We start from the raw sequence: 26,844 nt of genomic DNA, 5'->3' as shown, positions 1-26,844 counted from the left end.
ATTTAGTCCCTGATCGATATCGTCGATGTTGTTGTAATAGTGGGGTGAAAAGCGGATGAAATCTCGACGCAGGGAGGCGATGACATTGGCTGATTTAAGCGTTTTGGCAAAGTCTCCGCTGTCTTTGCCAGGGAAGCGCGCTGCTACGGTGGCGGAGCGATGATTATCCGCCTGCGGGCCCAGCACCTCAGCCCCGAGGTCTTGGAGACCAGCAATCAAACGCTTCGATATGCGGCGGTTATGCGCTTCTATTTGGTCAATACCGGTATCAAGAATGTGGCGGACCGCCTCTGTGGCACCGTAGGCTGTGCCGTACGCCATGGTCCCAAATTCGTAACGTTTCGCGTTAGGCGCTAGCTCCATTCGATCAGCCTGGAAATCCCACATGTTTATATGACTGCGCCAACCGACGATACCGGGGTTAAGCGTCTGTAGCTTCGGCGAGACATACATTACGCCCGTACCAAATGGCCCACACAGCCATTTGTAGGTAGAAGTAGCGACCGCATCGACGCCGCAGCTCACGTCGATTTCAATCTGACCGGCTGATTGAGTGGCGTCGACGACCAGAATTGCCCCGTGCTTGTGAGCCTTGTCAGCAAGTCGCCGCAGATCATATCGCTGTCCCGTGCCGTACTCGACGTGGCTTAAGCAGACGACAGACGTGTTGTCATCGATGCTGGCCTCGAGCTCATCGGGATCGATCACCTGACGTTCATCGGCTCGCACCCAATGCATCTGAGCGCCGGTATGCTCACACACCCGCATCCAGGGATAAATCGTGGACGGGTGTGTAATTCCAGTTGCGACTATCTTGCTGCCTTTGGCTGGCATCACCGCCCAAGCTAATGATTGCATCAGAACTGTTTCGCTGGATGCAATCGCAATATCATTTACGGTTGCGTTGAAGAGTCGGGCAGACGCCTCATTGAGATTATCGAGGCAATCGACTTCCGCCTGTTCGTCAAACGCAATCGTGCCCTCTTCGGCGAGTGCGTTTTGCCATTTCGAAATCGCTTCGGCTCCGCCCTTATGACTAAGCCCGACCGACGCCGCATCAAGGTAGATATGACGCTCTGCTGGCGGAAATACTTCCGGGCTTCCGAGGCGAAAAGAATTACTGATTTGCATATGCCTGCCTTCCGTTTTTATAAACTTTATTTCGATGACTCACGTTACCAAAGCCACCGGCTTGGTTCGTTGTCACTTTAGGAATGCAAACATGACGGCACGGAAACTAAGGTAGCCATTGCGAGCCATCTGAGACTCAGGTTTCTTCGCCTGCCAACCCGAGATGGGCTGATACCTTGGGAGCTGCGAAGGCAGCAATTGCATTGGTCGTTGAGGCACTTGGCAAGGGAAAGTTTAGTGAGGAATACTGGATAAATCGTGCATACATAGGCAGTCATTGGGTAGCGGCGGCTCTGGCCCGATAGCAGCTTGTCAGTGATGGATTGAAAGGTACGCCGCTCCTGGTCGTTACTACCGCGTAGCAGTCCAAGCGTTTTGCAGGCTTGCTACGCGAGTGAACAGCGGGCGCATCCAAACTTCCATTGCCGATAAAGGCGAAGCGAAATTATGAATTGTTACCTTTAATGAATGCTTCGAAGCGTTCCGTCCACGCCGCATCCCACCGCGACAAGGCTGGCCTATTCTCTATGATGTCACCTGCACTCCATTGGATGCGGGCAGCATCCAACTCCGGCGAAACCGCATCATCAGGACAAATGATATAGAAGTCGCCGTCATCCACGCTGTTGATCATCCGCTCAACTACCTGCTCAGGAAGCCAACCGCCTTTGGGCTGCTGCCCATCCGGAGCATTGGACATCCCCGTAAAGGTCCAACCGGGGACCAAAAGATGCGCCGTGACTTGGGCTTTTTCTTCGCGCAAGCCGTGGGCAAGCTGTTCGGTCATCGTCTTTACAGCCGCCTTGGCTGTCCCGTAGGCGGGAACGCCTGGCGGGTTGGTGATTCCTTGTTTCGAACCGGTGTTGATAATCGCGCCCGGTGAGCCTTGCTCCAACATGGCCTGAGCAAAGGCGTGGACGCCATTAATTACACCCCAAAGATTGACCTCAAGAATTCGCCGCCAGGCTTATCTTCGGTTGCGTACTCGTTGGTCATGTTAGCTCCTTTATCGGAAGATTCTGAGAAGGACCGAAACGCCGTCAATAAGCGAGTGACCTACTTACTGGAGGGCGATAGCCGACGTGACACGACGAAACTCTACGGTGAGATGGCTCACTTCATGGACAGGTTTCAGGCGCTCACGAATGGTATCTCCATCCAAGGTTGAGTTGCCTAAGACACTGACAATGGCCGCATGCGCCTCAGGGCCTACCCGCCAAACGTGCAGGTCTGTGATAGTGGCATCGCCGGGTTGTTCAACCAGATCACGTATTTCCTCAGCGACGTGCTCATCAGTCTGATCCAGCAGGACGCTTGCGGTCGCTCTCATCAAACTCCAGGACCAACGAGCGATAACGATGGCTCCTACAATACCCATGGCCGGATCCAGCCAGACCCAACCCAGATACCGTCCCGCTAGCAGTGCTGCTATGGCAAGAACAGACGTCAGGGCATCGGCGATGACGTGAACATAAGCGGATCTCAGGTTGTTATCGTTTCCATGATGGCTGTGGTCATGACCATGGTCGTGGTCGTGCTCGTGGCTATGCCCGTGCCCAAGCAACAGCGCGCTCACGATGTTAACCAACAATCCGACACAGGCGATAAGTGTGGCCGTACCAAATTGCACCTGGGCAGGCTGAAGTAAGCGTATTACCGACTCTACGCCGATGCCCAGCGAAACCAGCCCCAGGATAAGAGCCGAGGCAAACCCGCCCAGATCTCCAACTTTGCCGGTACCGAAGCTATAACGGGGATTGGTAGCGTTGCGCCTGGCATATGAATAGGCGGCGGCTGCGATGCTTAGCGCGCCCGCATGGGTCGCCATATGAAAACCGTCGGCGAGCAGGGCCATGGAGCCTGTAATATAACCAGCCGCAATTTCCCCAATCATCATCACGACCGTGAGCATTACTACCCACAGGGTGCGTTTCGCGTTTTCTTCATGGGCCGATCCAAGGAACACGTGATCGTGTGGCTGGCTGTTACTGATATTCATGAGCGGATGCCTGCGTGGTCATTTGGAGTAGCGGCGGATGGCTTCTAAAAGCTCTTCGACGCCCTTGTTGCGCTCTTGCTCGGTAAGTGCGGGATTCGCCACGTGCTCCCTGGCATGGTCCTCGATTATCTCCTCCATCAACCCGTTGATGGCCCCACGCGCTCCAGCAACCAAATGCAGGGTCTTGTCGCAGTCGTGGTCTGACTCCAACGCTTTTTCAATGGCCTGAATCAGCCCAGCGATACGCTTCACGCGCTTGATCAGGTTGTCTTTGTTTAAAGCAATATGACCCATGGTATACCCCCCTTACCTATACCGGATGGTGGCATACCCACGACTTCCTATGCAACCTTGCCGGGCATTGGAAAATCGGAGCGATAAGTCTGAAGTCGAATTCCCATGGAAGCCCAACCCGTTCGAGGGAGACTGGGCAATTTACGCAATCAAGCACCTGATGATCACTCATCAGGCGCTTCTATGTTCCGACGCATTACCGGTTGGATCATGACGCCTGAGGTACTTCTCCAGCTGCCAGGCGGCGGTCAATGTCGGCGATGACGGACGGCAAGTCGTTGATGGTGTCGATCAGGTAGTGGGGGCGGGACCCTGCAAACAAGGCATGGATGCGTGTGCGCTCACTGGCCAGATTTTCCTGGCTCAAGGCTTGATACTCTTCGTAGGTAAGGCCGAGCGCATTGCCAGAACACACCAGTGCAACGGTCCACATACCGGCGCTGCGACCTTCGAGAATGCCCGGCACCGTATCGTCGACCTTGACGCAACTCGCCACATCGCTGATCCCTAGGGCGATCACATTGGCTAACGCCTGGGCCGGGTATGGGCGACCATTCGGCACCTCGTCAGTAGCCACTACGTGGTCGGCGACGTAGCCATTTTGTTCGGCCAGCTCGACGACCTTTGCCATGACCACTGCCGGGTAGCCGGAGCAGGAGCCAATCTTCAAACCGTTGTCGCGCAACCCATTGATGGTGGATAACGCTCCCGGAATGAGGGCCGAGTGGGCGGCGATTTTTTCGATCTGCAGGGGCATGAAGCGGTTGTAGATAGCGGTGACGTCATCGTCGGTGGGGGTGCGGCCGAAGGCTTTTTTATAACGCTCGCTGACGGCGGGGAGGTTGCATAAGGTTCGGATGTGATCCCACTTGCCCATGCCCATTGGCCCCCGCGCTTCCTCAATGGAGACTTGCACGTCGAACTCGGCGAACGCCTCGACAAAAATCTGGGTCGGCGCGAAGGAGCCGAAATCGACGACGGTGCCTGCCCAGTCCAGAATCACAGCTTGCAGTTGAGTGGGTTGTTTGTAGTACATAGCTAAATCTCCATTTTCAAGTTGTCGGCAGGCCGTCCTCCTCGTAAGGAAGAAGCAAGCCAGTCTGTTGTTTTCAGGCGTAGCGTAATCAGGTTGTCGGGATTGGACTTACGTCGAACAACTCCGCAATCATCGGCCGGTTTCTGCGAATACCGAGGCAGCACAGGTGATAGTCGATAAAGAACGGGTGATCGACAAACGTGATGGGTGTGGTCCCTGGCGTCTCAGCGTATTCGACGCCAGACACGAAACCGAGTCCTATGCCTTTGGTAATGGCATGGACGATGGCTTCACGACTGTTCAACTGCATCACGCAGTTCAGAGCGACGTCGAGGCGCTTACAGCTTTCTTCCACCAACTGACGGGTTCGTGAGCTTTGTTCACGAAGCACCCATTTCTCTGCACTGATTTCCTCAACCTGTACCTCTTTCTGCCGTGCCCAAGGGTGGTCTTCGCGGACGACGCCAATAATGGGGTAGCGTTGGTAAAGTTGAGTCTCGAAACGCTGGTCGAATTCGGAGAGGGCAAGAATGGCCACATCAATATCGAAGTTGAACAGTCGCTCCAGGGTTTCTCTTTCAGAGGAGAACGACGTTTCCAGTTCGATGTCGGGATGGCGCTGCATCAGCTGATACGTCAGGTTCATCGCCACGGGAGGAGAGACCGCGCCTAATCGCAACATGCCCGTTTTGCGCTGTTTGAAACTGTGAAGAAGTTGCAAGGCTTCGTCCTCTTGGCCGAATAAACCCTGGGTGATCGCATAGAGCTTTTGTCCAGCAGAACTCATTTCGATGAAGCGGCCTCGACGATGAAAAAGTTCTACGGAAAACTTTTTCTCTAGCGCGCTGACCTGCTCGCTGACAGTGGGCTGGCCGACACTCAGGTAATCGGCGGCAAGGGTGAAGCTTCCGGTTTTCGCCACCGCGTGAAAGGAACGTAGCCATTTGTGGTACTGGTACATAAAGATCCTATTGCTGAGTCGTCGCGTTCAATGCAAGCCTCTGCTCCTGGCACTCAACGCTTGATGAACAGCGCAACCACAGCGCTGGACAGACAAGCCGTTGTCACCACAATAAAGATGAGAGACGTATTCCCGGTGGTGTCAAGCAAGTTGCCGATCAGGGGTTCGGCCAGGCCTGCGAACAGGTAGGACGAGAAGTTCATCACACCGGTTGCCGTGCCGGCACGCTTGGAGCCGACCAGGTCGGGACACAGTGCCCAGAAGCTGGTGGCAGGGCCGTAAACAAAGAAGCCGCAGAGGAACAACGCCAGAAGGCCGATGGTGCTGTGAGGAGGAAGGCTCCACATCCACAGGCTGGTTGCTGCGCCGAGGACCATGTAGAGCATGATGGCCAGGTAGCGTTTGGAGCCGAACAGTTTGTCCGATACCCAACCGTTGCTGAGGGCGCCGATTGCCATGCCAACCGGGAGGGCAACGGTGATCCATTTCGGATCGACCATGCTGTCACCTTTCGTCCAATTGGCTCCCAGAAAGTGCACCGGTACCCAGACAATCAGGCCGTAGCGCGCGGCGTTCTGAAAACCCAGTGACACGGCTGCGATGATCAGGCGAACGTTCTTCAGTACCGCTTTGTAGCGTTGCGCCGACGTTTCGATCTGACCGTGTGCCACTTCCTTGTCTTTGTCATCGACGTGGGCCACGCCGGTGTCCCCCAGGGGCTCAAAGCCGAGGTCTTGCGGGCGGTCACGGGCTACCAGATAGAAAATAATGCCCCCCGCCAACATCAGTAACACTGGCAACCGGAAGATCCAGCGCCACTCCAGGTGCAGTACTTCAAGCACAACGATTGAGGTGACGTAAGAAAGTACAGACGCGCAACCTGCGGCGAACACGTAAAAGCCGTAGACCTTGCCGCGCTCGCCAGCGCTCCACCAATTGGAAATTAATCGGCTACCGGGTGCCCATCCCAACGCCTGGAAGTAACCGTTGATACCCCATGGCAGGATCAGGCTGGTAAAGCCGCCGGAGAAACTCGTCACCCAGTTGGCGGCACAGGACAGAACGGCGCCAAGGGTCATGATGCGGCGGCCACCGAATTTGTCGGCCAGGTTACCGTTGATGGCTTGGCCAATGGCATAGGACCAGAGCATGGCTGCTGATGCCCAGCCGAGGGTTTCCTTGCTCAAGCCAAACTCAGCCTGGATGCCCGGAATCGCGAATCCGAACGTCTGCCGACCGGTATAGAAGAACAAATAACAGAACATGGCGGCCAGAAGCATACGCCACTGGGCCACTCGGAACGATGAAGTGTGGGCTGCAAGACCGGACAGCGTTTCGGCACGATTCATGATGTTTTCCTTATTATTGTTCGTTCCCCTCCGACCGGGGTCGTAGAGGTGCACTCTTTGAGGGTGCAGCAGGAAACTGGCACGGCGGGTTAGCAGGGCAGGGGCGCCCTAGGCGGCTTGCGAGCCAATGAAGTTCTTACCTCGGGCGCCTTGCATGGCGAAACTGATCATCGCCTCGGCCTCTATTGCCGTCACGCCATAGTCAGCAAACTCGGTCTTCACTTCCAGGCTATGCAGGAATTCGCGCAACTGAGCCTGGGCCTTGTGCACGTCATTGCCGAAAATTCGTTGCAGTGTCCGGTCGCGCGTTTCGTCATGACCCCAGGCCAGGCCCAGGACCAGTGGCAGGGTAAAGGAGCAAGCGATGCCATGGGGTAGGCCGTGGCGCAGGGTCATCTCGTAGGAAATGGAGTGGGCGAGCGCCGTTTTGGTATTGGAGAAAGCCAGTCCAGCTTTGAGTGCGGCCAAGGCCATCCGGGAACGCAGTTCTTTGTTGGACAAATCGCGTCGCAGCAACGGCAGGCATTCCAGAATGTCCTCTATGGCTGAGATAGCGAAGGTGTCCGAAATCGGGTTGGCATTGATGTTCCAGATCGATTCCAGGGCATGAGACAAGGCATCCAGACCCGTTGAGACGGTGACACCGGCCGGAACCGTCAGCATCAACTCCGGATCGACGATGGCGACCGTTGGCCAGGTGCAGTCCAGATGCAGGGAGTATTTCTTATGGTTCGCAGTGTCCCAAATGGTAGCCCAAGGGGTAACTTCGCTCCCCGTTCCTGCAGTGGTCGGCGCAGCAATCAGTAATTTGCTGCGCGCCGGGACGAAAGGTTTACCGGTTGCCAGTAAGGCCAGCAGCTCATCGAAGCTGCCAGACTCGGTGCCCACGATCAGCGCCTTGGCCGTATCAATCGCACTGCCACCGCCCACAGCGATTACCGTGTGGCAATCTCCGGCCTCTTGCCAAAAGCGCTCATAGGTATTGCGCAATTGAGCCACGTCAGGATTGGGTTGGACATCCTCTATCAAATAAACCAGACGATCGCCCAGCAAATCCTTAATTCGATCAACCAGTCCGAGCCCACGAGCTTCGGGAAAGGTCACCAAGGCAACCTTCTGGTTGTCGGTAATAGCAGCAAGCTCTTGAAGGCTGCCCCAGCCAAATCGGGTATCAACTGGGTTATGAAATCGGACAGTCATGATGGGCCTCTTGTTCTTATTGTTGGAAGTGTCCCCATATTCACTGTCCATCGACCGTAGCTCAAATCGATAAATCGCGGGTTTGAATCGGCTGAGCCGATACGAGTTGGCACGAAAGCGGTCTTCGATAGCCACTCGCGAGGGGGGTGGCGGCAGGCAGGGCTGTTTCTGCGTGTGTAGGCTGAAAATGCTGTGCCCTTTTATCCGGCGTCTGTTACAGATAGTTGGCAAGCGCCGGCCAGCAGGGGCCGTCAGGTGCTGAACAGCCGTCGGTTCAAACGCGCCAGGGCGGCACAGGCCGGAATGATTCCTGCAAAAATCCCATGAAATTGCGAGTCCGTGCAGGCAGCCCTTCACGGTGGTGGGTCAAGGCTACGACATCGGCATCTGGCAGCTTCCAGGCAGGCAGCAGCCGCACCAGGGTCCCGTCGCCCAAGGCGTCGGCGACGTCCCATTCGGAGCGCAGGATGATGCCTTGCCCCTCGCAGCCCCAGTGCCGGATCACGCTGCCGTCATTGCAACTCAGGCTCGGGTGAATGCGCACACTATGGGTTTTACGCGCGCGGGTGAAGTGCCACAGCGTCACGTCTTCATTGTTCTCGCGCAGTGCGATACAAGGCAGCGCAGCCAGGTGTTCGGGGCTGTCGGGCAGGCCGTGCCGTTCGATAAAAGCCGGTGAGGCGCAGATAAAACGACGATTGGGTGCAATGGCATGGCACACCAGATTGGAGGCGCGCAGCTCGCCGATATGGACCACTACATCAAAGCGGTCGCTGACCTCGACCATGGGTTGATCGGACAGGGTCAGGGCAATCTCGACCTCTGGATGCTGGCGTTGAAAGGCGGCGGCCGCTGGCGCCACATACCGCCTACCGAAACCGAAGGGCGCGTTAATTTTCAGCTTGCCGACGAAGCCGCTACGCCGCTCATGGAGGTCCTCCAGTAGCGCGTCGAATTGCTGGACCAGCTCGCTTCCGCGCAGGCACAGCAACTCGCCTTCGTCGGTAAAGCGCAATTGCCGAGCGGATCGATCCAGCAGGCGGATGCCCAGTTTCTTTTCCATCTGCTGCAATCGCTGAGTGACCGCCGAGGGTGTGAGGCCGAGCTTGCGCGACGCCTCCAACAGGCTGGTGCTCTCACGAATGACCAGTAGAAAGCGAATATCGAATGCATCGTTCATTAATTTTTACTGAATCTATGAGTTAGGGAGATTAAAGTTCACGCCGGTTTTGATGCCTTAGAATAGCGTCATTACTGGAGAGCACAAATGGCAGAACTAGTCGAAACCCCCACGCTGTTACTGGACATTGATCGTCTGGACGCGAACATCCTGCGCATGCGTAACAAGCTGGCACCGTTTGATGTGGTATTGCGGCCCCACGTCAAAACCAACAAATCTCTGGAAGTGACCGAACGCTTGTTTGTAGGTGGGCGCGGTCCGATCACAGTGTCGACTTTGCGTGAAGCGGACTTCTTTTTGGCCGCCGGCTTCACTGACATTCTGTATGGCGTCAGCATCGCCCCCAACAAGTTTGCCCACGCCGCACTACTGATCGAACAGGGCGCGGCCTTGAAGCTGGTACTGGACAACCTGGAAAGTGCCCGGTTGCTGGCCGACTTCGCTCGCACCCATGAGCAGACCTTCGAGGTATTGCTGGAGGTCGATTGTGATGGTCATCGTTCAGGTATCCCTGCCCGGTCGCCGCTGCTGCTAGACATTGCTCGGTTGCTGCGTGCCAGCGGTGTGACGGTCAGCGGCGTCATGACCCACGCCGGCAACTCCTACGACAGCCGCTCCATCGCTGAAATCGAAGCCTATGCCCGGCAGGAACGTGCCGCCGTGGTCGATGCCGCGCAGTTGCTTGAAGGGGCAGGGTTCGAACTGGCAATCATCAGTATCGGCTCGACGCCCACGGCGCTGTTTACCCAGGACTTGTCTGGTATTACGGAAGTCCGGGCCGGGGTGTTCGCCTTCTTCGATCTGGTGATGGCGGGGTTGGGCGTTTGCCAGGTGCAGGACATTGCCGTCTCGGTGCTGACTACCGTTATCGGCCACCAGCGGGAAAAAGGCTGGACCATTGTCGACGCCGGCTGGATGGCCCTTTCCCGGGACCGGGGCACCGCAAAGCAGAGCGAGGACCAGGGCTATGGCATCGTCTGTGATCTGGCCGGGCAACCTATTGGCGACCTGATCGTCACGGCGGCCAACCAGGAACACGGGATCATTTCCTCGCGCTCCGGAAATCTTGAGCCGGCCAGCGAACTGCCCGTGGGCACTCAATTGCGCATCCTGCCCAACCATGCTTGCGCCACTTCGGCACAACATGCCGGTTATCACGTCCTGACCGAGGGACGCCACCTCGGTTACTGGTCACGCATTGCGGGCTGGTAAACATCATTGCTTTTATGACTGCCGCCTATCTATCGCACAGTGCGACGGCCTCGGTCTCGCAGTGGGAAGGTCATACCGATGTTGACGCCGTTCACGCTGTAGAGACTGTTGCGCAGTCATGAAGCATGTGGGGCCAACTCTATTCCAATCGTTAAATGGAAGGCATCAATGGAAATCATCACTTCAAACAAACTGCCTGCGCCGGGCGGTCATTATTCCCATGGCATGGCCTCGGGGCCCTTGTTGTTCGTGTCTGGCCAGTTGCCGTTCAGCCTGACTTCGAGCACTTTTCCCGAAGGCATAGAGGCCCAGTTCATTCAGGCCATGGCCAATGTCGAGGCAGTTCTTCAGGCCGCCCATACGTCCTTGGCAAACGTGGTTAACGTGCAGATATTCATTAATGACGTTCAGCACTGGCCGACCGTCAACGCCCTGTACGCGGCGTTGATGGGCGGGCATAGACCGTCGCGGGCGATCATTCCCTGTGGTGAACTCCACCATGGAGCATTGGTGGAAATCACGGCCGTAGCTGAAATTCCACAACCCTGAACAGGACCAACAGCAATGACTTCAACTAACCCTGCAAGCCCGCTCCATACTCAACCTTCGGCCCCTGTGGAGCTTGTGCTATTCGATCTGCTGACGGCCTTGCTGGACTCCTGGACGCTGTGGAATTCAGTGGCCGGTTCTGAGCGGATGGGGCGTACATGGCGCATGGCGTACCTCAAGGCGACCTATGGCTGTGGCACGTATCGGCCTTATGAAACCTTGGTCGAAGAAGCGGCCATCGAGGTAGGGCTGGGCAGTCAGGCCGCTGCCGAACTGGAACGACGCTGGGACGAACTGCAACCTTGGGTTGAAGCCAAGGCGGTGCTAGCCGCACTGAAACCGCACTATAAATTGGGCATTGTCACTAACTGCTCGGAGAAGCTTGGCCGCCGTGCTGCAGACCTGATGGGGGTACCATTCGATGTGGTTATCACGTCAGAGAAGGCCGGGTTCTACAAGCCGGACCCTGCGCCTTATCGTCTCGCCTTGGAAACCCTGGGCGTTGCACCGGCAAATGCGGTGTTTGTGGCGGGTTCTGCCTACGACCTGTTCGGGACGCAGAAGGTGGGCCTGCCAACGATCTGGCATAACCGGATTGGCTTGGCTGCCCCAGAAGGTGCCCCGGCCGCCTTGGTCACAAGGCCGACTCTGGATACTCTGGCGGCGGACCTGTCGCGTATCGCGTCGAAGTCGTAAAGCGTATTACCACCAAACCGCTATAGTTTGGGCCAAATGCGCATGTAGTCTCCAGCCAGGAAGTTAGAAAATTATGCATCGAACGACCACTCGATTGATTCTAAGGCGGCCGACATCGGAGGACTTGGTCAGCCTTTTTTCCATCTACGGCGATCCCGCAACAAATCAATTCAATCCTTCCGGCCCGCTGACGGATATCAACCAAGCCCAGTCTCTACTTGAGGCGTGGATGAAACACTGGATTACAAAGGGTTATGGGCAATGGACGATCAGGACCCGTGATGCCCCCGAGATCGTGATCGGCTTTGGCGGAATAGATACTCGTAAGTATCTCGACGTTGATCGCCTTAACCTTGGTTACCGGTTTGCTGCCCCGGCTTGGGGGCGCGGTTATGCGACTGAGTTAAGCGAGGCCGCGCTGGATTTCGGTTTCGTAGAGCTGGAAATTCCAGAGATCTTCGCCGTGGTCAGGCCAAACCATTTAGCTTCCATCCGCGTTTTGGAAAAGATCGGCATGCAGCGTATCGACACCTTGGATGACGTCGCGGGACAACCGCCAAGTCTTATCTTTCAAGCCAATCGCACCCATCTTTAAAGCCGAAAAGCTACCAGGGACGACCTGATTGTTCCACGAAATCATGGCAGCAAGCGCCACCTTTCAGGTCGCTACCTCATCCCGCTCACGCTCCCAAAGCCGCACTTCAAGGCTGTTGTGCACGGCCGTCGCGCAGATTGCGGCTTGCCCCGTGGCAACGCTGATTTGCTTGAGCGAATCCACAACATCACCTACCGCATACAAGCCTGGAATAGACGTGCTTTGGTGGGCGTCGACGATAAGGGCGCCTTGCTCAGTCGTTTCGGCGCCTAGGGCCACCGCCATCTCAGAACAAACTTGCGAGCCCAACGAAGGGTAAACAATGTCGAAGCAATGAGTCTCACTTTCGCACGTTGTTAACTTCACTTGGCCGTTGCTGATTTCAATATGCTCGACTCGGTCACTGATGAGGGTTATCCCCGCATGCCGTGCCACCGTAACCGCCTCCTCACAGGCTTGGCCGTCTCCATGCACCAGCACGGTTACCCGATCAGTGAAACTGCGCAAAAACAACGCGTGATTGATAGCACAGTGCGCTTCCCCGTATACCGCAACGTTATCGCCGTTAACCTCGTAGCCATCGCATATCGCGCATAAGCGGACCATGGTTTGCGCAACCGCATCGTAAGCGCCGTTCATCCGGGGGAGGATGTCTATGATGCCGGTGGCCAGAACCACACGACGGGCACGCACTGCCCGGCCGTTGAGTTGCGCTACGAAGCCCATGTGATCGGTCGTCAGCTCCTCGACGCGCCCGGATTCGATCAACGCGCCGTAACGCCGGGCTTGCTCACGCAACCGGGCGAGCAAGTCATTACCGGATACGCCGGGGGGAAAGCCTGGATAATTATGGGAGAGCGGAATCAAGCTGGCGCGGCTCCGTCCGCCGTCCGCCACCAGCACCTTGCGATGGAAGCGGCTTAGATAAATAGCGGAGGTCAGCCCGGCCGGGCCAGCGCCGATAACGAGGCAATCGAGATCGACATGTCCCGCCTCAACGGAGGCTGATTCAGGCTGATCAAACAGATCGGCGTATTCATGAGCATCTAAAGACATGCCTCTTTCCCTCCAACTCAACATTGAGCAGTGACAGGAGCTAGCTGCAAAAAGTCTTTCCGGTCGACAAGTGGCTTTGATTTTGGGCCCGGATCATTACCGCATCGTAACTTTCCATCAGCGTGGCGCCTTGCGTACGACCCACTGGCTGGTACGGCGCTGTCGTTGATGGGGAACGGGTTCATCAACGCTACGGTCCCTCATATAGGCTCCTTCTTATACGGTCCTTCATGTAGAGGGTGGCGGTGGCATTGCCTGAGCTTGGTTCATTCAACTAATTCGAGGATTTATTCGTGAGCCACAACTATGTAGCACTCGTCGTCGGGTCCAGCGGGATTATCGGCAGCGCATTGGTAGAGACACTGTTCGCAGCGCCGGACTGGACAGTTCGGGCTTTACGCAAAGCATCAGTGGTGGGCGTTGAGACCATCGACTGCGATTTGCTTGACGCTGAGGCAACCAAGGCCGGCCTCATGGCTGCCAGGGATACCACCCATGTCTTCTACGCCGCGCTGAAAACTGACCCTGATCTGGCGCGTGAGTCAGAGATCAACACCGACATGTTGCGCAACGTTCTGGACGGTTTGAAGGCCGCCGGCGCACCCCTGCAACGGGTTGTCCATTACCAGGGCGCCAAGGTGTATGGCGTCCATCTGGGTGCTGGCGTAGCGCCGTTTTACGAGAATGACCCTCGTCACGTGGCGCCAAACTTTTACTATGCCCAGGAGGATTTGCTCCGGGAACGCCAAGCCAGCGACGGCCTCGATTGGAGCATCCTGCGGCCTGACGTAGTGGTTGGTGACATTGCCGGTAATCCCATGAACATCGCGATGGTCATTGGTGTTTTCGCCGCTTTGAGCAAACAGGCGGGTGTACCTCTTCGGTTCCCGGGTTCCATGTGTACCTATCGCGAAGTGGTCGCTCAACTGACGGATGCCCATTGGCTCGCACGGGCAAGCCTGTGGGCGGCACTGGCCCCTAATGCGCGAAACGAGGCGTTTAATCTGGTAGGCGAGCCTTTCCGTTGGGAGCGTATCTGGAGCAAGGTCGCCGAAGCGCTGGATATGCAGGTCGCCTCCCCACAGCCGTTTTCACTGGCCAGGCATATGCCCGGAAAAGCTAAAGATTGGGAAAAACTGGCCGCTGCACACTACTTGAATACGTTGCCCTTTGAACAACTGGTTGGCTGGCCGTTCGGCGATTTTATCTTCAACACAGAATTCGACATGATTTCTGACATGAACAAGATCCGGCGGGCCGGGTTCACCGAGGTCGTTAACAACGAAAAGATGATGATTGACGCGTTGAAGGGGCTTGGAGACAAGGGGTTTATTCCGGCTCTTTAATCGGGAAGTTCAACGCCAATGGTTACGAGACAGGTTCGCTGAAACCAGAGCGGTTCGGTGGTGTTACAGGTTGTGGCCCTGAGCTATACGAATGCTTCGCGCCGCTTGTCGTCCGCTGGGCACCTCAGGGCCGCTTCAGCAGACCAAGTTGACGTGCAGCTTTTTTTATCATGGAGATATCCTCGATGAAAACGACATTAATCAGGTTCGTTCTCGCCGGAATGCTATGGGGTGCGTCGCTCGCGACCTTTGCCGGGGCGACAGCTCCAGACAGCAACCCTGCAACACCCAGTGCTGGTCCGAGTTTAAACAGCGCCCAACCGCAGAATGGTGCGGACCCCAGAACCCAAGGCAGCGATCCCGGCCGCCAGGGCGTGCCCGATGACTCTAGCGTCAGCGGCACGGCGACGAATCCCGACAGCGCAGCGAGCAGCGGCTCCATGAGCAATGGCACCGCCAATGGCAACAAAAGCAAAGGCTCGGGCAGTTCGGGCGGGGGTTCATAGGGTCGCCTTTTCCGTCCGCACCACGTTTACACCGTCCAGCGCTTCTTCAATCGCGAGAGGCGTCATTGAAGCCGCAGCAGCCTTTCAACCCAGGCGATGCCGGCATCAGAATCTATCCAATTTGCGTCGTTGAGTTCGAATAGCGAGTTGCCTAAACTGCCTTCCCAGATGGTCAGTCTCATCATGGTGACCCGAAAGCATTGTCCTTTAGCGGTCCGCGTGATCGCAGCGATCAATTAAGAGGCTTGTCCAATGAGCGAAGCATCCTACGTTCCCCCCACGGTCTGGCAGTACGAAGCGCCGTCTGGTGGCCAATTCGCCAGCATCAACCGGCCCACCGCCGGACCGACCCACGACAAGGTCCTTCCGGTAGGCAAACACCCGCTGCAACTCTACTCATTGGCGACGCCCAATGGTGTGAAGGTCACTATCTTGCTTGAGGAGTTGCTGGCGCTGGGGCACACCGACGCCGAGTACGATGCATGGCTGATCCGCATTAACGAAGGCGATCAGTTCTCCAGCGGCTTTGTCGAGGTCAACCCCAACTCGAAAATCCCCGCTCTGCTAGACCGCAGCGTGGTGCCGGCTATCCGGGTGTTTGAGTCGGGCTCGATCCTGCTTTACCTGGCCGAGAAGTTCGGTCGCTTCCTGCCGACCGATCCGGCTGGGCGTACGGAAACCCTGAACTGGCTGTTCTGGCAAATGGGGGCGGCGCCGTATCTGGGCGGTGGCTTTGGGCATTTCTACGCCTATGCGCCTGACAAGCTCGAGTACCCGATCAACCGCTTCACCATGGAAGCTAAACGTCAGTTGGATGTCCTTGACCGTCGCCTGGGGGAGAGCCGCTATTTGGCGGGCGACAGCTACACCATCGCCGACATCGCAGTCTGGCCATGGTACGGCCAACTGGTGCGGGGCAACCTGTACTCGGCCGCGGAGTTCCTCGCCGTGCAAGGATATGCCCACGTACAGCGCTGGGCAGAGGAGGTTGCCAACCGGCCTGCGGTGGCCCGTGGGCAGCGAGTCAACCGGACCTGGGGCGATGAGGCGAGCCAAGTGCCGGAGCGGCATCAGGCAGCGGACCTAAGCTGAGTGCAAAAGTGCATGCCGCCGTTCAGCAATGGACGGTGAGCGCATTGGCGTGGTCAGCGGCTGTAATGGATTTAAAGCTGCGCAATAACCTGCCTACCCGTTAAAGAACCTTCCGCCTAGTAAATTACACTGAACCCCCCCGTGCGCAGCGCTTCCTAAGAAGTACTTCTCGCCCCGGAGGGCTTTAGATGGACATGCACACCGACGCTTCCTCCCCAGACCGCCGCCGCTTTTTGCGCCTGACGGGTTCGGCCGTGGCCACCGCCGGGATTCTCGGATTAGGCGGCCAGTCGGCGTGGGCTCAGGCGGGGGCGACGCCAGCGGCGGGTGACAGCCATGTTGCGCCTGCCAAGGACTTGCCCGCGGCGATTAGCCTGCCGCCCATGCAGGAGGACAAGAGCGAAAAGTCACGGATGCCGGTGCAGCTGGGCAAGGATAGCCGCCTTGGGCTGGCCATCGTTGGCCTTGGCCGGTTGAGTCTTGAGGAAATTCTGCCCGCGCTGGCGAACAGCAAGCGCTGCCGGGTTACCGCGTTGGTCAGCGGTGATCCAGCCAAAGCGCGGCAAGTGGCAGCGATGTATGACGTGCCCGAAACCAGCCTCTATGACTACCAAACCTTTGACCAGATACGCAATAACCCTGACGTACAGGCGGTATACATCGTATTGCCCAACGCATTGCACAAGGCGTTCACCGAACGGGCGGCCAAAGCCGGCAAGCATGTGCTGTGTGAGAAACCCATGGCCACGTCGGTGGCTGATTGCCAGGTGATGATTGATGCCTGCAAGGCGGCTGGGCGATTGTTGATGATCGCCTACCGCATCCAGTACGAGCCGCTAAACCGTCAGGTCAAAGACTGGGCTCGCGGGGGTTCGGTGTTGGGCAAAATCAAGCTCATTACCATGGCCAACTGTCAAAACCAATCGAAGGAAAATATCCGCCAGTGGCGCCACATCAAAGCGCTGGCTGGCGGCGGGGCGCTGCCGGACATCGGCCTTTATTGCCTGAACACCGCTCGCTTTTTACTCGGCGAGGAACCGATCGAGGTGTTGGCCACTCAGTACAGCACTGAAGGCGACGCGCGCTTTGCTGAAGTCGAGGAGGCGATACTGTGGCAGATGCGCTTTCCCGGCGGTGTCCGCGCGCAGTGTACGGCCAGCTACGCCGGATTCACTTCCAGGCAGTACCGCGTGTTGGGTGAAAAGGGCTGGGCAAACATGGACCCGGCGTTCGGCTACAACGGCCTGCAACTCAAGCGCAGTCGTATGGCCGAGGACACCGATGAGTTTATGGCTCCCGGCATCGAACAAATCACGCCTCAAGAGAAAAATCAGTTCGCACTGGAAATGGACCACTTTGCCGAATGCGTCGCGGGGGGCAAACAACCTTGGACGCCAGGCGAGGAGGGGCTGCAGGACCAGCGCATTATGGAGGCAATTTATGAGTCGGCACGCACCGGCAGGGCTGTAGAACTGGCGCCGGTCAAAGGGTTGGATGCTTTTCGCGGTACGGAGCCAACAAAGCCATAGCTCGCGTAAATTCACGGAATGAACAACGGCGAATGGGCGATCCGGTGCGCGAAATTTTGTGTCCGATGGAGCGGCTATAGCTGAGCCTCGACAGCCGCCTTATCTATCACCGACCATACCTGTTCTATCTTGCCGTCTCGCCATTGATAAAACACATTCTCGGTGAAACGAACCTTCTTGCCGTTCACAGGAAGGTCCAGGAACGTACCCTGAGGTGTGCAATCAAAGTTCAAACGGCTGGCTATAAGGTGCGAGCCAGCCACCAGAAGCTGAATGTTGAAGTGCAGGTCCGGGATCTGACGGAAGTCTCTTTCCAGCATCTCGCGGTAACCGGACAGCCCGATTCTCTTGTCGTTGTAATGCACATCTTCATGAACAAAAGTCCCCAGCGTTGGCCAATTCTGTTCATTCAGGCAAGCGATATAGCCTCTGTAGAGTGTGGAAAGGTCGGTTGTACTCACGCTAGTTGCCCCTCACGGTGTGCCAAACATCGCGGTCCAATAAATTCCCGCATCGCTTTTTGGATCGGCTGCGTACGCCGCGCCAAGTTCTCGAAACTGCGGGTTCATCAGGTTAGCGCAGTGCCCTGGACTGGCGAGCCATCCGTCCACGACTTTGCGTCCAGTGTCTTGCCCTGCGGCGATGTTTTCACCGATATCGCGACCGATGTAACCCGCCAGTTCAGCCCGGTCACCCGGCGTGTGGTCGTCGCGATCTTTGTGATCAAAATAGTTGTTGTTGGCCATGTCTCGGCTGTGAGCGTCAGACGCCGTTGCCAGTATGGCGTTCCAGGTCAGCGGCGTGGTGGCTGCAAACGACTGCGGGCCGCATTGGCGTGGTTGGGCGCGGGCAGCGTTTACCCATTCGAGCAGCTTTTGCCCTTCGGCCTGGGACGTGCCCAGTTTTGCCGCTAGCAGCGGACGCGCCAGCACGATGCGCCAATCGCGTCCTTCGCGGCTTACGCCGATATCTACAAATTGCGGGTCCAGCACGACCTTGCAGAAGCTCTCCTGCACCGTCTGCATGGCCGACTGCGCATCCCGCGGCCCGTTCAAACTGATGGCCTGCACATTGACCATTGGATAGGCCGCACGCGCCATCGCTTGCTGCAAGTCCCCTGTCCCGGTGGCGGGAAGGATCAGGCGCGGATCAGACGCCAGCGGTGGTAGCTCATGGGAGACCCCACCGGCACAGCGCTGCAACTGACTCCGGTAAGCGTTGATCGACTCGACCAACTGTGTTTCTTCACTCGCCACAGCAGCGGCGGCAAACAACAACCCCAGCGACAACACGGCAACATGGACAACGGACGGTACGACGCGCATGAAAGTTTCCCTCTAGCTGACTGCCGTCATGATGCGCGATTTTGCTTTGCCGGGTGTAATGGGTTTTACCGAGGGGTTGAATAGTTCACTGTAGGAGACAACGTGTTGGCGAGGCAGTGTATCAAACGCACCGCGCGGGACCCTCGCCACAAGTTGGCTCCTACAGATGGGTATCACCTCACCGTCGGCTACCCCGCGTACTCACATCGACCCATACCGCCAGCACCAAAATGCTGCCTTTGACGATCATTTGCCAGTAGCTGTCGACGTCGAGCATCGACATGCCGTTATCGAGGCTGGTGATCACCAGGGCGCCGAGGAGGGCGCCGTAGACCGTGCCCGAGCCGCCGCGCATGGAGGTGCCACCGATGAAGCAGGCAGCGATGGCGTCCAGTTCCCCCATGTTACCCGCCGACGGTGAGCCTGCGGCCAGTCGGGCGGTGTTTACCAGGCCGGCGAGGGCGCACATCACGCCCATGATTCCGAAGATCCACAGTTTGATGGCTTGTACATTGATACCCGACAGCCGCGTGGCTTCCATGTTGCTGCCGACGGAGTAAATCCGCCGACCGAACACGGTTTGGCTAGTGACGTAGCTGAACACCCCCAACAGGGTCAGCAGAAGCAATACGGGGACGGGAATGCCATCGTAGCTATTGAGGGTATAGACGAAGCCTGCCAGCACCGCGCCGATCAGCACCACGCGCAGGGTATCGCGCAGCATTGAGGGCACGGACAACCCGTGCAGGGCGCGGTTGTGGCGTTGGCGCCAGGTCAGGAACAAGGTCAGGCCGAACAGCAACACGCCGAGAATCACCCCCACCAGCGGCGGCAAATAACCTTGGCCGACGTACACCAGATCGGCCGAGACCGGCGCAATCGTAGTGCCGCCTGTAATGCCCAGCAGTACGCCGCGAAACGCCAGCATGCCGCCGAGGCCGACGATGAACGAGGGAATGCGCAAGTACGCGGTCATGTAGCCATTACAGAGGCCGATCAGCAGCCCGCAGAGCGCGACGATGGCGAGGTTGAGCGGTAGCGGCAGGTGGTAGACGACGTCGAGAATCGCCGCTATGCCGCCGAGCAGCCCCAGCAACGAGCCAACCGACAAATCGATTTCGCCACTGATGATCACCAGCACCATGCCGCAGGCGAGAATTCCGGTGATGGACATCTGCCGGAGCAGGTTAGACAGGTTGCGTGGCGTAATGAAACCGCCTTCGGTTTGCCAACTGAAGAATAGCCAGATAATTACTACGGCGATCAACAGGGCGAGCATTTTGTAGCGAGTAAACAGCTGTTTGAGCTGGTTCATTTAGACGGATTTCCGATCAATAGTGTCATGCCCGATCGGCTGGCTGAGCGCGGCGGCGAGCACCCGTTCCTGGGTCAATTGCTGATTGATGAAGTCGCCGCGCAATTGACCGTCGCCGATCACCAGCACGCGGTCAGAGACGCCCAGCACTTCGGCCAGTTCCGACGAGACCATGATGATCGACACGCCTTGCGCGGCCAGCACCCCCATCAATTTGTAGATTTCATATTTGGCGCCCACGTCGACCCCGCGCGTAGGCTCGTCGAGGATTAACACCCGGGGCTTGGTCAGGAGCATTTTGGCCAACACCGCTTTCTGCTGGTTGCCCCCGGACAGGCTGGTAATCGGCAGAAATGGATTTGCGGTTTTCAAGTGCATGCGTGTGATTTCCCGATGGACGCTGCCCAACTCGGCTTCGGCGTCGATGCGGGTCAGACGGGAAAACGTATTCAGCACCGCCAACGTAATGTTTTGCCCGACAGCCAAGTCCGGCACGATGCCCTGTCGTTTGCGATCTTCCGGGACCATGCACAGGCCCGCCTTGATGGATTTTTGCGGGGTGCGGGTGTCGATCTGCTTGCCGTCCAGCCAGACCTCCCCGGCAAATGGACCGGGATAGGAACCGAATAACGCGGAGACCAGTTCGGTACGGCCTGCGCCCACCAGCCCGGCAATCCCGAGGATTTCGCCGCGCCGCAAGGTAAACGAAATGTCGTCAACCCGTTTGCGTCTGGGGTTATCGACGTCATAGCAGGTGAAGTGTCGCGCTTCAAACACTACCTCGCCGACACTATGGGTTTCGGTGGGGTACAGGTTGCTGATTTCGCGGCCGACCATTTGCGTGATGATCCGCGTGACATCCATATCGGCCATGGCGGTAGTGGCGATGTGTTTGCCATCACGGATCACCGAAACCGTGTCGCAAATCGCCGACACTTCATCAAGCTTGTGGGAAATGTAGACGCAGGCGACGCCCTTGGCTTTGAGCCCGCGGATGATCTCCAACAGCACATCGATTTCCGAGCGGGTCAACGAGGAAGAGGGTTCGTCGAGGATCAGCAAACGGGCCTTTTTGTTCAGCGCCTTGGCGATCTCTATCAGTTGCTGATAGCCGCCGCCGTATTGCGAGACGGGTAGGGCGACGTTTATGTCCGGAACTTTTAGTTCGCGCATCAAGGCTTCGGCGCGGTGCATCATCGCCGGGTAGTTCATGCGCCCGCCCGGTAGGGTCAATTCGTGGCCCATAAAGATGTTTTCGGCGACAGACAGGTCAGGAACCAGGGTCAGCTCCTGGTGGATAATGACGATCCCGGCGGCTTCGGTTTCAGCGATAGAGTGGGCCGTGAGCGGCTTGCCATCCCAAATGATTTCGCCTTCCCACGTGCCATAGGGATAGACCGCTGAAAGCACTTTCATCAGGGTCGATTTACCCGCCCCGTTTTCGCCGCACAGCCCCACACATTCGCCGGGTTTGACCTTGATGTCGATCCCGTTCAACGCCCGGACGCCACCGAAGGCTTTAACGATGCCATTCATTTCCAGCAGATAGTTGGACATACGGAAGTTCGTTCCTAAGCGTGAATCCACACAAAACCTGTAGGAGCCGACTTGTTGGCGAGCGGGATTATCTGAACCCCACGTCAGACCTTTCGCCGACAAGTTGGCTCCTACAGAAAAAATGCGATCTGATCGGAGGGAATTGCTTAACTTCCGGCGATCTGCGCTTTGGTATAGAACCCGTCGTCTATCAGTACGTTGATGTTGTCTTTGGTCAGCGGGGTCGGCTTGAGCAGGATGCTGTCGACCTTTTTGCTGCCGTTATCGTATTGCGAGTTGTATTGGGGTTTTTCGTTGCGCACCAATTGCACCGAAAGCTTGGCAGCTTCCGAGGCGAGTAGTTTTAGCGGCTTGTAGACGGTCATGGTCTGGGTGCCCGCGACTACCCGTTTGATTGCAGCCAAGTCGGCGTCCTGGCCGGAGATTGGCACCTTGCCGTCCAGTTTTTGCGCGGCCAGGGCCTGGATTGCGCCGCCGGCGGTGGCGTCGTTGGACGCAACAATACCGTCGATTTTGTTGTTGTTAGCAGTCAAGGCGTTTTCGATGATGCTCAGCGCTTCAGTAGGGTTCCATTCTTTCACCCATTGCTGCCCGACAATCTTGATGTCGCCTTTGTCGATGGCCGGTTGCAGAATTTTCATCTGACCTTCCCGGAGGATTTTCGCGTTGTTATCGGTAGGTGCGCCGCCCAGAAGGAAATAGTTGCCCTTGGGTTGGGCATTCAGCACGCCACTGGCCTGCATTTCTCCAACTTTCTCATTATCGAAGGAAATATAGGCGTCGATATCGGCATTCAGGATCAATCGGTCGTAGGACAACACTTTGACCCCGGCTTTCTTGGCTTCGGCGACCACGTTATTGAGTACCGTCGCGTTGAACGGCACGATAACGATCACATCAACGCCACGGGAAATCAGGTTTTCAATCTGCGAAATTTGCCGTTGCTCGTTGGCATCCGCCGACTGGACGTAGACGGTTGCCCCCAAATCCTTGGCCGCCGCAGTGAAGTAATCACGGTCCCGAGCCCATCGCTCAAGGCGCAGGTCGTCGATGGAGAAACCGATTTTGGGATGCGCCGCGTCGGCCATGGCCGAGTTGGCTAGCAATGCCAGAACACTGGCGAGCACGACAGTTTTGAAATTTTTCATGGTGTGTCCTCTTATTGTTGTTTAGACGCACTTCGAGATCGGAAACGGTGTCCTTTTATTGCTGCTGATTCATGGATAAGTAAATCGATTCACCAGGCCTTCAAGCATCTCTTGGCGGCCGCTAACCGGCTGCGGATCGAGTCCATTGCTAAAGGCATGTTGAGCCAGCGACTCCAGACTGAAATCACCTGCCAGTACAGCGCGCCCGAAGGACTGACTCCAGCCAGCGTAGCGTTGTGTTTTGAATTGCCCGATCAAGTCGTTCTGGATCATAGACGCTGCGCGCTCTAACGCTAGTGCCAGTACATCCATTGCTGCCACGTGACCATGAAACAGGTCAATTTCCTCCAGACTCTGTCGGCGCAGCTTTGAGTCGAAGTTGAAGCCGCCGTTAGTGAAACCGCCCGCCTTGAGAATTTCATAGGTGGCCAGGGTCATCTCTTCAACGCTATTCGGAAATTGGTCCGTGTCCCAGCCGTTCTGCGGGTCGCCGCGGTTGGCGTCGATGCTGCCAAAGATACCAAGAGACGCCGCGGTGGCGATTTCATGCTGAAAGCTGTGGCCGGCCAAGGTCGCGTGGTTGGCCTCGATGTTGACCTTTATTTCCTTTTCCAGACCGAACTCATGAAGGAAGCCAAAGACCGTGGCACTGTCGTAATCGTATTGGTGCTTGGTCGGCTCTTGAGGTTTGGGTTCAATCAGCAAGTCGCCGGTGAAGCCGATTTTGTATTTATGTTCGACCACCATCCGCATAAACCGGCCCAGTTGTTCGCGCTCCCGTTTAAGGTCAGTGTTAAGCAGCGTCTCGTAGCCTTCGCGACCGCCCCATAACACGTAATTGGCACCTTTGAGGCGTAGCGTGGCGTTCATGGCACTGAACACTTGCGCCGCCGCGTAGGCAAACACCTCCGGGTTCGGGTTACTCGCTGCGCCGGCCGCAAAGCGTGGGTTGCTGAAGCAATTGGCGGTGCCCCACAACAGCTGGATACCGGTCTCTTCCTGATGGCGTTCGAGCTGATCGACCATTTGCGCGAAGTTCTCGCGGTACTCTTTAAGGCTCGCACCTTCAGGGGCGACATCGGTGTCGTGGAAGCTGTAGTAGTCGATGCCCAACTTGGAGAAAAACTCGAACGCCGCTTCGGATTTGCTGCGGGCCATCTCCATCGGGTCCGCAGGCTTCTGCCATGGCCGTTTGAAGGTGCCGACGCCGAACATGTCGCTGCCCGGCCAGACGAAGCTGTGCCAGTAGCACGCGGCCATTCTCAGGTGTTCGCGCATGGGTTTGCCGAGGACGATTTTGTTGGCATCGTAATGACGAAAGGCTAGGGGCGCGTCGCTATTTGGACCTTCATAAAGAATTTTTTCGACAGCGGGAAAATAAGGCATTGCGATTTCCTTGTTGTTTTTAGAGGAAGAAGCCTTGTTTTCATAGTAGCAATGCCCCTGTGCCTGATGATTATGAAAATCACCAAACCCGAGTTCGATTTTAGCTATTGAGGCCGAGCGTATGCGCGCATAGTCTGTAGCGATTGGCTCGGAGCAAACACTTTGAAAACCGTCCCGCCCGTACACCGCATTGCGTTGCTGTTCAATGGCAGCAAAATTTACGACCGCGGCATTATCAGCGGGATCGGCAATTACTTGAGCAGTACCAGGGCGTCCTGGGACTTGTTCCTTGAAGAGGATTTTCTTTGCCGTTTGAAAGGCATTGAACGCTGGCATGGCGATGGCATCATCGCTGACTTCGACGACCCGACCATGGGCGAGGCGTTGTCCGCAATTGATGTTCCGGTGGTGGCGGTTGGCGGCTCATATGAAGACCAGCAGGCTTATCCGAAGCGCATTCCGTACGTGGCCACCGACAATTTCGCCCTGATCAAACTGGCGTATGAGCACCTCATCGAAGCCGGACTGACTCGTTTTGCCTGTTTCAGCTTGCCCGAGGCCCAGACCAATCGTTGGGCTCAGGAGCGCGAAAAAGCGTTTCGCCGACTGCTGCAGCGAGATGACGTGCCGGTTGAGATATATCGTGGCCTGGAGACCAGTGCTCCGCTGTGGGACACGGCTGTCGAGCAGCAGATTGCCTGGCTGCACAGTTTGCCCAAGCCAGTCGGCATCATCGCCGTCAGCGATGCCCGCGCCCGGCAATTGCTGCAAGCCTGCCTGACCGCCGGTATTCCGGTACCGGAACAGGTTGCGTTGATCGGTATCGACAATGACCCACTGACCCGCACGTTGACTAGGGTGCCGCTCAGTTCGGTGATTCAGGGCACCGAAAGCATGGGCCGCACCGCCGCACGCTTGCTGCATCAGATGCTGCACGGCATGCCCTCGGCGGGTAGTCAGATTTTGGTGCCGCCAGAAGCGATCAACGTACAGACCTCGAGCCTGCATCAGCCGTTGGGGCACCCATATGTCATGCAAGCCCTGCATTTTATTCGCCAGTACGCCTGCCAAGGCATCAAGACCGCCCAGGTCGCCAATTATGTTGGCGTGTCGCGTTCGTCCCTTGAAGCGCACTTTCGCAGTGAACTGGGCCGCAGCGTCCATGATGAAATTCTACGATTCAAGCTGACGGCCGCTGCAACCAGCCTGGATAAAAGCACGAGCGGCATAGCCGACATCGCTCATGACTGCGGCTTCAAGTCCGCCCAATACCTGCATACGGTGTTCAAACGCGAATTCGGCTGTACCCCTCGGGAATATCAACAGGGACAGCCCCAACGTATGCCGCATCTGTAGATATCAACGCGTTGGCGAGGCAATAAACCTGACACAACGCATGAAGCCGCTTGGCCAACACGTTGGCATCGACAGGTTTTGTATTTGCCATCGTCCATCACACCCGCGAGCGATCAAGCCAATCTGCCAGCGTGCGCCACACGCAGATGCCCAAAAAGTATGCTGACATCAACAGCCACAACCCCATCACCATCGGGTTGATGTGCGGATGGTTGACCACCAGGGACAGGCTGCACAGCAGCCAAACGGATGTCACCGCGATGTTGATCGGCATAAACTGACGCACCCGGAAAGGGTGCAGGAATTTCATCCGGCTCACGGTCAATAGTGCGAATCCGATCACCGTGACTAAGGTCAACCAAGGTGGTGGCGAAATGATATAAATGCACAGCGCGACGATATTCCACGCAGCAGGAAATCCTTGGAAATAATTGTCCTTGCTCTTCATGTTCACGTTGCAGAAACAAAACAGTGACGACACCAGAATCAGCGAGACAGTTAACAGCATCGTGTACTCGGGCAACGGCACGTAGCGGTACATGAACAACGCCGGAATAAATACATAGGTTAGATAATCAATAACCAGATCCAACGTAGACCCATCGAAATTGGGCAGAACCGATTGAACATTGACCTTGCGCGCCAATGCCCCGTCCAGCCCATCGACTATCAGGGCGACGCCCAACCACAACAGACAGGCCTGTGGTTGCCCGTCGAATAGCGCGATAGTCGCTAAAAAGGCAGTGACCACGCCCGTCGCCGTAAAGCCGTGGGCGCCCCAGGCTTTGAGCCTGGCGATGTGTACAGTGGATATCACGGGGACGTTCTCCAGAAGTGAAGCGTGCAAGTTACCACCGTCTAAGCGGTTACCGGCAAAACCAGCTAGTTGCATTTATCGACCGGGTATCTGGCGATAAGGTTCACCGGAGCAATTGGCAACAGGTCGCAACGCTGCGCTCATTTGCAGGCATTTCAGGCGACTATGCCACAACCGGGTAGCGAAGGATTAGCTAGAATTCATGGTGT

26 protein-coding genes are annotated in these 26,844 nt (G+C 56.9%); 9 read left to right on the top strand and 17 right to left on the bottom strand.

Annotated elements, in window-relative coordinates; genetic code table 11:
- From JWR17_RS07995 to JWR17_RS07955, 9 genes are all read right to left on the bottom strand, one after another.
- Window positions 1–1,131: aminotransferase class V-fold PLP-dependent enzyme (locus JWR17_RS07995; RefSeq protein WP_299830042.1), on the bottom strand; the 1,131-nt coding region annotated here is incomplete at its 3' end.
- A 445-nt stretch (window positions 1,132–1,576) separates the two neighbouring features.
- Window positions 1,577–2,086: an SDR family NAD(P)-dependent oxidoreductase gene (locus JWR17_RS07990; RefSeq protein WP_299830049.1), complete on the bottom strand. Its 510-nt coding sequence runs from the start codon at window positions 2,084–2,086 to the stop codon at window positions 1,577–1,579.
- Window positions 2,087–2,191: 105 nt separating this feature from the next.
- Window positions 2,192–3,130 (bottom strand): CDF family Co(II)/Ni(II) efflux transporter DmeF, encoded by a 939-nt coding sequence (dmeF, locus tag JWR17_RS07985; protein WP_299830040.1) that lies wholly within the window; start codon window positions 3,128–3,130, stop codon window positions 2,192–2,194.
- An 18-nt stretch (window positions 3,131–3,148) separates the two neighbouring features.
- Window positions 3,149–3,424 carry a metal/formaldehyde-sensitive transcriptional repressor gene (locus JWR17_RS07980; protein ID WP_299830038.1) on the bottom strand — a complete coding sequence of 92 codons (276 nt, stop codon included), beginning with the start codon at window positions 3,422–3,424 and terminating at the stop codon, window positions 3,149–3,151.
- A 208-nt stretch (window positions 3,425–3,632) separates the two neighbouring features.
- A complete protein-coding gene (phnX, locus tag JWR17_RS07975) occupies window positions 3,633–4,460 on the bottom strand; it encodes a phosphonoacetaldehyde hydrolase (RefSeq protein ID WP_299830037.1) in 828 nt (275 codons plus the stop codon).
- 88 nt (window positions 4,461–4,548) lie between these two features.
- A complete protein-coding gene (locus JWR17_RS07970; RefSeq protein ID WP_299830034.1) occupies window positions 4,549–5,421 on the bottom strand; it encodes a LysR substrate-binding domain-containing protein in 873 nt (290 codons plus the stop codon).
- Window positions 5,422–5,474: 53 nt separating this feature from the next.
- Window positions 5,475–6,770 carry an MFS transporter gene (locus JWR17_RS07965; protein ID WP_299830032.1) on the bottom strand — a complete coding sequence of 432 codons (1,296 nt, stop codon included), beginning with the start codon at window positions 6,768–6,770 and terminating at the stop codon, window positions 5,475–5,477.
- Window positions 6,771–6,878: 108 nt separating this feature from the next.
- The gene (gene psrA, locus JWR17_RS07960; RefSeq protein WP_299830030.1) at window positions 6,879–7,970 is read right to left on the bottom strand and encodes an iron-containing alcohol dehydrogenase PsrA; all 1,092 of its coding nucleotides are present in this window, start codon (window positions 7,968–7,970) and stop codon (window positions 6,879–6,881) included.
- A 274-nt stretch (window positions 7,971–8,244) separates the two neighbouring features.
- Entirely contained in the window at window positions 8,245–9,150 is a 906-nt protein-coding gene (locus tag JWR17_RS07955; protein WP_299830028.1) for a LysR family transcriptional regulator, read from the bottom strand.
- Window positions 9,151–9,237: 87 nt separating this feature from the next.
- Here JWR17_RS07955 and JWR17_RS07950 point away from each other — a divergent pair, with 87 nt between their 5' ends.
- From JWR17_RS07950 to JWR17_RS07935, 4 genes are all read left to right on the top strand, one after another.
- Window positions 9,238–10,362 (top strand): alanine racemase, encoded by a 1,125-nt coding sequence (locus JWR17_RS07950; RefSeq protein WP_299830026.1) that lies wholly within the window; start codon window positions 9,238–9,240, stop codon window positions 10,360–10,362.
- A 168-nt stretch (window positions 10,363–10,530) separates the two neighbouring features.
- Complete coding sequence (locus JWR17_RS07945) at window positions 10,531–10,911, top strand: RidA family protein (protein WP_299830024.1); 381 nt, start codon at window positions 10,531–10,533, stop codon at window positions 10,909–10,911.
- Window positions 10,912–10,926: 15 nt separating this feature from the next.
- On the top strand, window positions 10,927–11,607 hold the full coding sequence (locus JWR17_RS07940; RefSeq protein WP_299830022.1) for an HAD-IA family hydrolase: 681 nt from the start codon (window positions 10,927–10,929) through the stop codon (window positions 11,605–11,607).
- A 73-nt stretch (window positions 11,608–11,680) separates the two neighbouring features.
- Complete coding sequence (locus JWR17_RS07935; RefSeq protein WP_299830020.1) at window positions 11,681–12,202, top strand: GNAT family N-acetyltransferase; 522 nt, start codon at window positions 11,681–11,683, stop codon at window positions 12,200–12,202.
- A 63-nt stretch (window positions 12,203–12,265) separates the two neighbouring features.
- Here JWR17_RS07935 and JWR17_RS07930 read toward each other — a convergent pair whose 3' ends face one another.
- Window positions 12,266–13,258, bottom strand: a complete 993-nt coding sequence (locus JWR17_RS07930; protein WP_299830018.1) for an NAD(P)/FAD-dependent oxidoreductase — start codon at window positions 13,256–13,258, stop codon at window positions 12,266–12,268.
- A 293-nt stretch (window positions 13,259–13,551) separates the two neighbouring features.
- On the opposite strand from JWR17_RS07930, the gene JWR17_RS07925 reads away from it, so the two are divergent.
- From JWR17_RS07925 to JWR17_RS07910, 4 genes are all read left to right on the top strand, one after another.
- Entirely contained in the window at window positions 13,552–14,604 is a 1,053-nt protein-coding gene (locus JWR17_RS07925) for an SDR family oxidoreductase (protein WP_299830016.1), read from the top strand.
- A gap of 185 nt (window positions 14,605–14,789) precedes the next feature.
- Window positions 14,790–15,110, top strand: coding sequence for a hypothetical protein (locus tag JWR17_RS07920; protein ID WP_299830015.1), 321 nt, complete (start codon window positions 14,790–14,792; stop codon window positions 15,108–15,110).
- Between the two features lie 252 nt (window positions 15,111–15,362).
- Window positions 15,363–16,202, top strand: a complete 840-nt coding sequence (yghU, locus tag JWR17_RS07915; RefSeq protein ID WP_299830013.1) for a glutathione-dependent disulfide-bond oxidoreductase — start codon at window positions 15,363–15,365, stop codon at window positions 16,200–16,202.
- Between the two features lie 188 nt (window positions 16,203–16,390).
- Entirely contained in the window at window positions 16,391–17,731 is a 1,341-nt protein-coding gene (locus tag JWR17_RS07910) for a Gfo/Idh/MocA family oxidoreductase (RefSeq protein ID WP_299830011.1), read from the top strand.
- Between the two features lie 74 nt (window positions 17,732–17,805).
- Here the strand turns inward: JWR17_RS07910 and JWR17_RS07905 are convergent, their stop codons facing one another.
- The 6 genes from JWR17_RS07905 to xylA form a co-directional block, all read right to left on the bottom strand.
- Complete coding sequence (locus tag JWR17_RS07905) at window positions 17,806–18,192, bottom strand: ester cyclase (protein WP_299830009.1); 387 nt, start codon at window positions 18,190–18,192, stop codon at window positions 17,806–17,808.
- A 12-nt stretch (window positions 18,193–18,204) separates the two neighbouring features.
- Entirely contained in the window at window positions 18,205–19,056 is an 852-nt protein-coding gene (locus JWR17_RS07900) for a CAP domain-containing protein (protein ID WP_299830007.1), read from the bottom strand.
- 178 nt (window positions 19,057–19,234) lie between these two features.
- Window positions 19,235–20,371 (bottom strand): sugar ABC transporter permease, encoded by a 1,137-nt coding sequence (locus tag JWR17_RS07895; protein WP_299830005.1) that lies wholly within the window; start codon window positions 20,369–20,371, stop codon window positions 19,235–19,237.
- Window positions 20,372–21,928, bottom strand: a complete 1,557-nt coding sequence (gene xylG / locus JWR17_RS07890) for a D-xylose ABC transporter ATP-binding protein (protein ID WP_299830003.1) — start codon at window positions 21,926–21,928, stop codon at window positions 20,372–20,374.
- A gap of 146 nt (window positions 21,929–22,074) precedes the next feature.
- Entirely contained in the window at window positions 22,075–23,076 is a 1,002-nt protein-coding gene (xylF, locus tag JWR17_RS07885) for a D-xylose ABC transporter substrate-binding protein (RefSeq protein ID WP_299830001.1), read from the bottom strand.
- Between the two features lie 69 nt (window positions 23,077–23,145).
- Complete coding sequence (xylA, locus tag JWR17_RS07880; protein ID WP_299829999.1) at window positions 23,146–24,462, bottom strand: xylose isomerase; 1,317 nt, start codon at window positions 24,460–24,462, stop codon at window positions 23,146–23,148.
- 162 nt (window positions 24,463–24,624) lie between these two features.
- On the opposite strand from xylA, the gene JWR17_RS07875 reads away from it, so the two are divergent.
- Window positions 24,625–25,818, top strand: a complete 1,194-nt coding sequence (locus tag JWR17_RS07875; protein WP_299829997.1) for a XylR family transcriptional regulator — start codon at window positions 24,625–24,627, stop codon at window positions 25,816–25,818.
- A gap of 97 nt (window positions 25,819–25,915) precedes the next feature.
- On the opposite strand, the gene pcsA is transcribed toward JWR17_RS07875, so the two are convergent.
- Window positions 25,916–26,635 carry a phosphatidylcholine synthase gene (gene pcsA, locus JWR17_RS07870; protein WP_299829995.1) on the bottom strand — a complete coding sequence of 240 codons (720 nt, stop codon included), beginning with the start codon at window positions 26,633–26,635 and terminating at the stop codon, window positions 25,916–25,918.
- Between the last annotated feature and the right edge of the window lie 209 nt (window positions 26,636–26,844).

Source organism: Pseudomonas sp. (genome assembly GCF_028293835.1).
Classification (GTDB): Bacteria; Pseudomonadota; Gammaproteobacteria; order Pseudomonadales; family Pseudomonadaceae; genus Aquipseudomonas.
The sequence above is the reverse complement of the archived record's forward strand: the minus strand, read 5'-3'. Positions and strand labels throughout refer to the sequence as shown.

What these genes read in the sequence shown, in the direction of transcription:
- dmeF (WP_299830040.1), bottom strand. Translation starts at nt 3,130, where the DNA reads ATGAATATCAGTAACAGCCAGCCACACGATCACGTGTTCCTTGGATCG.
- JWR17_RS07980 (WP_299830038.1), bottom strand. Translation starts at nt 3,424, where the DNA reads ATGGGTCATATTGCTTTAAACAAAGACAACCTGATCAAGCGCGTGAAG.
- phnX (WP_299830037.1), bottom strand. Translation starts at nt 4,460, where the DNA reads ATGTACTACAAACAACCCACTCAACTGCAAGCTGTGATTCTGGACTGG.
- JWR17_RS07970 (WP_299830034.1), bottom strand. Translation starts at nt 5,421, where the DNA reads ATGTACCAGTACCACAAATGGCTACGTTCCTTTCACGCGGTGGCGAAA.
- JWR17_RS07965 (WP_299830032.1), bottom strand. Translation starts at nt 6,770, where the DNA reads ATGAATCGTGCCGAAACGCTGTCCGGTCTTGCAGCCCACACTTCATCG.
- psrA (WP_299830030.1), bottom strand. Translation starts at nt 7,970, where the DNA reads ATGACTGTCCGATTTCATAACCCAGTTGATACCCGATTTGGCTGGGGC.
- JWR17_RS07955 (WP_299830028.1), bottom strand. Translation starts at nt 9,150, where the DNA reads ATGAACGATGCATTCGATATTCGCTTTCTACTGGTCATTCGTGAGAGC.
- JWR17_RS07950 (WP_299830026.1), top strand. Translation starts at nt 9,238, where the DNA reads ATGGCAGAACTAGTCGAAACCCCCACGCTGTTACTGGACATTGATCGT.
- JWR17_RS07945 (WP_299830024.1), top strand. Translation starts at nt 10,531, where the DNA reads ATGGAAATCATCACTTCAAACAAACTGCCTGCGCCGGGCGGTCATTAT.
- JWR17_RS07940 (WP_299830022.1), top strand. Translation starts at nt 10,927, where the DNA reads ATGACTTCAACTAACCCTGCAAGCCCGCTCCATACTCAACCTTCGGCC.
- JWR17_RS07935 (WP_299830020.1), top strand. Translation starts at nt 11,681, where the DNA reads ATGCATCGAACGACCACTCGATTGATTCTAAGGCGGCCGACATCGGAG.
- JWR17_RS07930 (WP_299830018.1), bottom strand. Translation starts at nt 13,258, where the DNA reads ATGTCTTTAGATGCTCATGAATACGCCGATCTGTTTGATCAGCCTGAA.
- JWR17_RS07920 (WP_299830015.1), top strand. Translation starts at nt 14,790, where the DNA reads ATGAAAACGACATTAATCAGGTTCGTTCTCGCCGGAATGCTATGGGGT.
- yghU (WP_299830013.1), top strand. Translation starts at nt 15,363, where the DNA reads ATGAGCGAAGCATCCTACGTTCCCCCCACGGTCTGGCAGTACGAAGCG.
- JWR17_RS07910 (WP_299830011.1), top strand. Translation starts at nt 16,391, where the DNA reads ATGGACATGCACACCGACGCTTCCTCCCCAGACCGCCGCCGCTTTTTG.
- JWR17_RS07900 (WP_299830007.1), bottom strand. Translation starts at nt 19,056, where the DNA reads ATGCGCGTCGTACCGTCCGTTGTCCATGTTGCCGTGTTGTCGCTGGGG.
- JWR17_RS07895 (WP_299830005.1), bottom strand. Translation starts at nt 20,371, where the DNA reads ATGAACCAGCTCAAACAGCTGTTTACTCGCTACAAAATGCTCGCCCTG.
- xylG (WP_299830003.1), bottom strand. Translation starts at nt 21,928, where the DNA reads ATGTCCAACTATCTGCTGGAAATGAATGGCATCGTTAAAGCCTTCGGT.
- xylF (WP_299830001.1), bottom strand. Translation starts at nt 23,076, where the DNA reads ATGAAAAATTTCAAAACTGTCGTGCTCGCCAGTGTTCTGGCATTGCTA.
- xylA (WP_299829999.1), bottom strand. Translation starts at nt 24,462, where the DNA reads ATGCCTTATTTTCCCGCTGTCGAAAAAATTCTTTATGAAGGTCCAAAT.